Source organism: uncultured Streptococcus sp. (assembly GCF_901875575.1).
GTDB lineage: Bacteria > Bacillota > Bacilli > Lactobacillales > Streptococcaceae > Streptococcus.
The window spans coordinates 20,863-27,067 of sequence record NZ_CABFMF010000016.1; the positions used below are offsets into that span (position 1 = coordinate 20,863).

General features: G+C 38.9%; 7 protein-coding genes and 1 pseudogene. 2 read left to right on the forward strand and 6 right to left on the reverse strand.

What is annotated here, in order from left to right:
* Positions 1 to 92 precede the first annotated feature (92 nt).
* From QZ114_RS05705 to QZ114_RS05725, 5 genes are read right to left on the reverse strand one after another with little or no spacing between them, the layout of a single operon-like run.
* A complete protein-coding gene (locus QZ114_RS05705; protein ID WP_080977736.1) occupies positions 93 to 497 on the reverse strand; it encodes a PTS sugar transporter subunit IIA in 405 nt (134 codons plus the stop codon).
* 3 nt (positions 498 to 500) lie between these two features.
* On the reverse strand, positions 501 to 1,322 hold the full coding sequence (locus QZ114_RS05710; RefSeq protein ID WP_125431549.1) for a PTS system mannose/fructose/sorbose family transporter subunit IID: 822 nt from the start codon (positions 1,320 to 1,322) through the stop codon (positions 501 to 503).
* On the reverse strand, positions 1,309 to 2,214 hold the full coding sequence (locus tag QZ114_RS05715; RefSeq protein ID WP_125431552.1) for a PTS mannose/fructose/sorbose/N-acetylgalactosamine transporter subunit IIC: 906 nt from the start codon (positions 2,212 to 2,214) through the stop codon (positions 1,309 to 1,311). The genes QZ114_RS05710 and QZ114_RS05715 overlap by 14 nt, the downstream gene beginning before the upstream one ends.
* Before the next feature lie 26 nt (positions 2,215 to 2,240).
* The gene (locus QZ114_RS05720; RefSeq protein ID WP_000156974.1) at positions 2,241 to 2,717 is read right to left on the reverse strand and encodes a PTS system mannose/fructose/N-acetylgalactosamine-transporter subunit IIB; all 477 of its coding nucleotides are present in this window, start codon (positions 2,715 to 2,717) and stop codon (positions 2,241 to 2,243) included.
* Positions 2,714 to 4,501, reverse strand: a complete 1,788-nt coding sequence (locus tag QZ114_RS05725) for a beta-galactosidase family protein (RefSeq protein ID WP_295500789.1) — start codon at positions 4,499 to 4,501, stop codon at positions 2,714 to 2,716. The genes QZ114_RS05720 and QZ114_RS05725 overlap by 4 nt, the downstream gene beginning before the upstream one ends.
* 304 nt (positions 4,502 to 4,805) lie before the next feature.
* Here QZ114_RS05725 and QZ114_RS05730 point away from each other — a divergent pair, with 304 nt between their 5' ends.
* On the forward strand, positions 4,806 to 5,522 hold the full coding sequence (locus tag QZ114_RS05730) for a GntR family transcriptional regulator (protein WP_295500791.1): 717 nt from the start codon (positions 4,806 to 4,808) through the stop codon (positions 5,520 to 5,522).
* A 70-nt stretch (positions 5,523 to 5,592) separates the two neighbouring features.
* Positions 5,593 to 5,691, forward strand: a pseudogene (locus QZ114_RS05735) (transposase); the annotation flags it as partial.
* Between the two features lie 283 nt (positions 5,692 to 5,974).
* On the opposite strand, the gene QZ114_RS05740 reads toward QZ114_RS05735, so the two are convergent.
* Positions 5,975 to 6,205, reverse strand: a 231-nt coding sequence (locus tag QZ114_RS05740) for a transposase (protein ID WP_295500793.1), incomplete at its 5' end; no start/stop codon positions are given.

The window sequence follows — 6,205 nt, forward strand, 5'->3', positions numbered from 1 at the left end:
CTAAAATCTTTGGGAAAAAGACCGATTATCGTCGAAGCATCGCTCCATTCTCTTATCGCCTATTTTCCCTGTGATTTTCACGTTGTCACATCTTATTCGTCTTCATCATCATCGAAGCCCGCTAACAGATCATTGACTTTCACGATGCTTTCTGCAGCACGGCTCTTATAGTCCGCATCTGCGCCTGTAAGGCTCGCATTGATAAATTCAATCACCATTGGAAGATTCATCCCTGCGTAAAGGTCAATATCACGACCTTCCATAATCAAACGGCTTACCACGTTACATGGTGTTCCACCTAGAAGATCTGCAAAGACTAGGAAATCATCCAAACCTTCAATAGCAGCTTCAAATTTTGCAGTAAAATCTTCTGGTCCATCTTCTGGAAGAAGAGCCACTGCATGAATATTGTCTTGTGGACCCATAATCATTTCTGTGCTACCTTTAAGTTCTTCACAGAAGCGACCATGACTCACCAAAATTAATGATTTCGTCATAAATTATACGCCCATTCCAAGTAAGAATTTACCGATGAATGAAAGACCTACTGCAAGAGCAATGATAATACCAATTGCTTTAGTAGAGTTCATACCTTTCTTACCAAGCAACCAGAAGATAAAGGCAGTAAAGATTGCAGGAAGCAAGCGTGGGAAGATTGAGTTCAAGATATCTTGGAAGTCAATTAATTTTTCACCGATTGGTAATTTGTAAGAAACTTCAAAGTTGATCATTGTTGCTACTAGAGCACCCATCATGAAGACACCAAGTACAGATGCAGCATCAATCAAGGCTGTCAAAGTACTTTGCATGTTGTTGATCAGGTTAACCCCTTCTTTATATGCAAATTCCAACTGTTTCCAACGGAAGATGTCATACGCTACTGCAACTGCAATCCAAAGGAAGATACCCCAAGGTTGGCCAGCAATAGCCATTGTTGCAGCGATAGATCCCATGATAGCAGGTACTAGTGAACCAAAGATAGTATCTCCAAGAGGAGCGAATGGTCCCATCAAACCTGTCTTGATACCGTTAACGGCATCTTTTGAACCCACACCATCTTTTTCTTCCATGGCAAGGTCAAAACCAGCGATAATAGTATGGAAGAATGGTGAAGTATTGAAGAATTGAGTATGAACTTTCATCATTTCTTTCAATTCAGGAGTTCCATCCCCGTACATTTTACGCAATTGAGGCAAGATCATGTACAGGTAACCAGAAGCTTGCATACGTTCGTAGTTCCAACCTAATTGGAAAGTAAACAAGCTACGTTTATTGATTTGATTAAAATCTTCTTTTGTTAGTTTGTAATTAGAATTCGTCATCTTCGATTTCCCCACTTTCTGATGGTGTAGAAGGTGCTGCTACAGCTACTTTTTGGCTATTTTTGAAGTGAAGCACTGCAAGGAAGATACCTACGATAGAGATACCAATCATAGACAAACCTTTAAAGTTGTTGACAAAAGCAATTTTTTCAGCAACATCTTTTGGTAGAGTACCTACGATACCAGCAACAGCGCCACCAAGACCTGTTACGTATGAGTAAAGAACAGTCAACATAGCTGTTAAACCGAATCCCATAGCAAGGTAGTGAAGGTTACGCTTAACTGGAAGGTAACGAAGCAAGATTGCGAATCCAAGACCTGGAAGCATACGACCAGCAAGAGTTAAGCCATCTGCAACCCATTGGTATTGTTTAACCAAGTCTACTACTGTTTGTACAAATGCACCACCAAAGGCAAGGGCAAAGAATACTGGAAGGGCACGAGAAAGAGCCCAAGGAAGAGCACCAAGAAGATAGTTGCGCTCGATTCCTTTGTAATCAAAACGTTCAATCGCAGCATCAATACGGTGTGCGAAGAATGTAGTAGTCATACGACCAAGTACGTCAAAGTAAGTCAAAAGAGCTGCTACTGGAACGGCGATTGTAGTAATTGCAAGGTCTGTAGCAATCCCTTGTGAAACTGAGAAAGCTGTTGCAAGAACCGCACCAGAAGTTGCGTCGATACGAGAAGCACCACCAAAGGTACCTACCCCAAGCACGAATAACTGCAAGCTACCACCGATAAACAAACCAGTTGTCACATCTCCCATGATTAAACCAGTAATGAAACCAGCAAATACAGGGGAACCTGCAGATGAAACGATCGTCAACTCATCACAGATTTGATAAGCTGAGTACAAAGTGAGAAGTAAAATTTGCCACCATTGTATCATAACAATGACCTCCTAAAAATTTTTTCCTATTTTAATAAGCTCAAAAAGTCTGAAACTGGATCATTTGGAACCATTTGAGCAGTAAGTTTAACACCTTTTTCTGCTAATTTGTGGAAGTCTTCCACATCTTTATCTACCACGTTTATAGAACGTGTAATAGAACGAGTTTCTGGTGTTTGAGACATATTCCCAACATTAAGGGTTTCAAGTGGTACACCTGCTTCTACCAAACCAAGGAAGCGGTCTGGTTTACGAGCCACGATAAAGAGACGTTGGCTATCGTATTTACCAGCAAGAATATTGGCTGCCGCTTTTTCAATTGGCAAAATACTCAATTTTACTCCTGGTGGTGTCGCAAGTTTCAAACCACTCTTTTCAACATCGTTGTTAACAACCTCATCGTCTACAACCATAATGCGTGAAACATTTAGTTTTCCTGCCCAAAGATTGGCTACTTGTCCGTGGATCAAACGTCCATCAATACGGCATCCTACAATTGTCATAAGTTTTCCCCCTTTATGTGTTTTAGTGTAGGTTTACGAGTTAAATGAATCTCTTCTTTATATTGACCTTCTGTTTCAAAAATTATAATGCGATTAGCACCTTCTTTAAGAAAGCTGTGAGGAATATAAAGCGAGAGGGTTGGCCCGACGTCCCAAAAACGTCCTAGGTTATGCCCATTAACAAAGGCAACTCCCTTACCAAACTCAGACAAGTCTAAGTAGGTATCCTTTGGCGCTTCAACTGTGAAGTCGTAAGCGTAAAAGGCAGGTTGTCCTTCTGTCCATCCTTTTGAGAAATCAATTTTCTCAGGATTATCCAGTGGTAGTGGATAGTGTTTCCAATTAAGTAAGAAGTGTAAATCCTTGCAGACACCTGTTCGGATTCCTTTACGTTGCGTGTCAGCTAAAAATTTGTGACCATAATTGACACGCCCCATATTTTCTATCAATATATCAATCCTAGATAACGCTTTCTTTTCGCCTTGATAGAAAATATCTTCCCCAATCTCTGTCTGGTATTGAGTGGTAATCCATTGACCATCTACAAAGAGTTGAGCACGGTCACGTCCATCAATGATACGGAGACGTTCCTCTTCTGCATCCCAACTTGCTTCAGTGCGATAGAGAAGATAGCCATAACTTTGTCCTAGCTCCTCCATCTTTTGAGGATAGAGACTTTCTACTGGACTTGAGAGACTATCCAAGGTTTCAAACAAGGAGACCTTTTCCGTTAGACCAATGGAAGTTAATCCCATACTCTCTTTGTAGAGTGGTTCTAACTGTGGATACTCTGGGAAATGCGTTGCCATCATCTTTTTGACTGCTAAGTATTTGGCAGTTGGATTCCCTTCTTCATCAAGAAGAGCATCGTAATCATAAGATGTCACTTGAGGTAAGTCCAAGGTTCCTCGAGCCGAACAACCATTCATGAAACCAAAGTTTGTACCACCATGGAACATATAAAGATTGATTGATCCTTGCTCCAAGACTTCACAAACAGCGTCTGCCAATTCTTTCGGATCTCGAGTGATAATTGGTTCTTTCCAACGATTGAACCAACCATCCCAAAATTCCATACACATGAGTGGCCATTTTTTACCATGCTCATCAAAGAATTCCTGCATCTGTGAAAAGTTGAAAGGAGCTTTGGAACCAAAGTTTCCCGTTACAAAGAGATCATCTTCGATTAGAGTTCCTGCTTTTAGAGTAGCTCTCCACGGACCATCTGAAGTAAAGAGTGGGCAATCAATCCCTCGTTCTTCCATCAATTTTCGAATCGCTCTCAGATAAGACTTGTCTTCCCCATAAGAGCCATATTCATTCTCCACTTGCATCATAAGAATGTTTCCGCCCTTATCAAGCAAGTGTGGTACAAGTCTTGGCAATAATTGGTCATAATAACGACCAACTGCCTCAATAAAGCTAGAATCGGATGAGCGAATTCTCATGTCTTTATTCAGAAGCCAAGCTGGTAGGCCACCAAATTCCCATTCTGCACAGATAAACGGTGACGGACGCACAATAGCGTAAAGTCCCAAATCCTGTGCTATTTGGAGAAACTTCTCCAAATCCAGAGCACCTTCAAAATTAAACTCCCCTTCAACAGGTTCGTGTAAATTCCATGCAACGTAAGTCTCAACCGTATTAAAACCAAGTGCTTTAAGATTGTATAGTGAATGATACCAATCCTCTGACGGAATTCTAAAATAATGAATGGCACCGGACAAAATCTTGAAGGAATTCCCATCTAAATAGAAATCCTCCCTAATTTCAAATCGTGTCATAATACTACCTTCTGACAATTAAAGTTTACGCTTTCATTCATTGACATAGTAAATATACATGAATATCTTCCATTTGTCAATAGGTTTTCACATTTTTTTCATTTTTTACTAAATTTCCCAAAAAAACTTATAATATATAAAATAGTAAGATTTGTGCAGCAAGTATAAATATGTATCATTTTATAATAATTCTATGTAAATTAACCTTATAGCCTATTATCTTAAATTTTTTATTCAAAAAACTGTTAATCTTTTAATTTTTATGGTAGAATCTTTAACGGAGAAAGAAAATCGAGGTAAAAATATGGCAATTCCTAAATATCAATATATTAAAGACGAGTTAAAGAACAAAATCATCTCTGGTCAATTTGCCAGTGGAGATAAATTTTACACCGAAGCTGAATTGATTGCAATGTATGATGTAAGTTCGATTACTGTTGTCCGTGCCTTGAACGACCTTGCCAAAGACGGCTATATTGTCCGCCAACAAGGGAAAGGAACATTCGTTTCACGCGCCCGTAAGCATAAACTCGTAGAGTTTTCTGATGTAGAAGTTTTCGAAACCAAAGATGACAAGGTTACTGTTCTTTCGATTGAACGTGCAAACAAACTAAACTACTTAGAAAAACTTGGACTTCGTGGTGATCAATTCTACTATAAGATTGAACGCGTCCGTAAAACAAACGGTGTCGCATATATCTATCATACATCTTATGTTCCAGAACAATACATCAATGCAAATTATCCAAATCTTGAATATTATAGTTCAATATATAACCGTTTCAAGTTAGATTACCACATTCATATGAATGATGAACATTTTGAAGAAATCAATGAAATAGCATTCCCAACTCCAGAACATGCTGCTACGATTCTAGGAGTCAATGAAGAATTCCCTACTGTTTTACAAACCAAAACCACTAAACTAGAGTCTACTGGTCAAGTTCTCGCCTATAGCGAAACTTATAAACGAGCTGATTACTACAAGATTAAATTCATTTCATGTGACCGTGATCACTAATAAAAAAGCTGAAGTTGAACTGCACCCCAAAAGTTAGACAGAAAAAATCTAACTTTTGGGGTGTTTTATTATGAAATTGAGTTATGAGGATAAAGTTCAGATTTATGAACTTAGAAAGCAAGGGCAAAGCTTCAAACATCTTTCAAAAAGATTTGATGTGGATGTTTCTGGGTGCTAAATCCCCAAACTAAGTTCCACCGCTAGTAGAAGTAGAAGTTAGTCTGATAAGAATCGTAAAAACCAGTAGAATTCCGTGTCAGGGTAAGTTCCACTGATTTTAATAATGCTTGATTTCATCGCTTTTGTAGCCGAAATGAATAGAAAAAAGAGCGCACAAAATCCCTCTATCTGAAAGCGTTTCAGATTAAGTTCCGCTATGGTGGAAGTTAGTATGAGACGTTTTAATGGGATTTTAGGTTAGTTTTTAGAACTTATGTTGGAGTAATGTATAGTCAATTGAAACAAGAGCAGGATAAAAGAGCCCCGAAAAAAGTATTACAACTCGGTAATACCTTTTTGAGGTGCTTTTTGATACGAGCCCATGTTTTCTCAATAGGATTGTACTCAGGTGAGTAGGGAGGAAGAGGTAAAATTTTATGCCCAAACTCTTCACACAAGAGTTCTAGCTTACCCATTCTATGGAATCTTGCATTATCCATAATAATAACTGATGGTGTATTTAA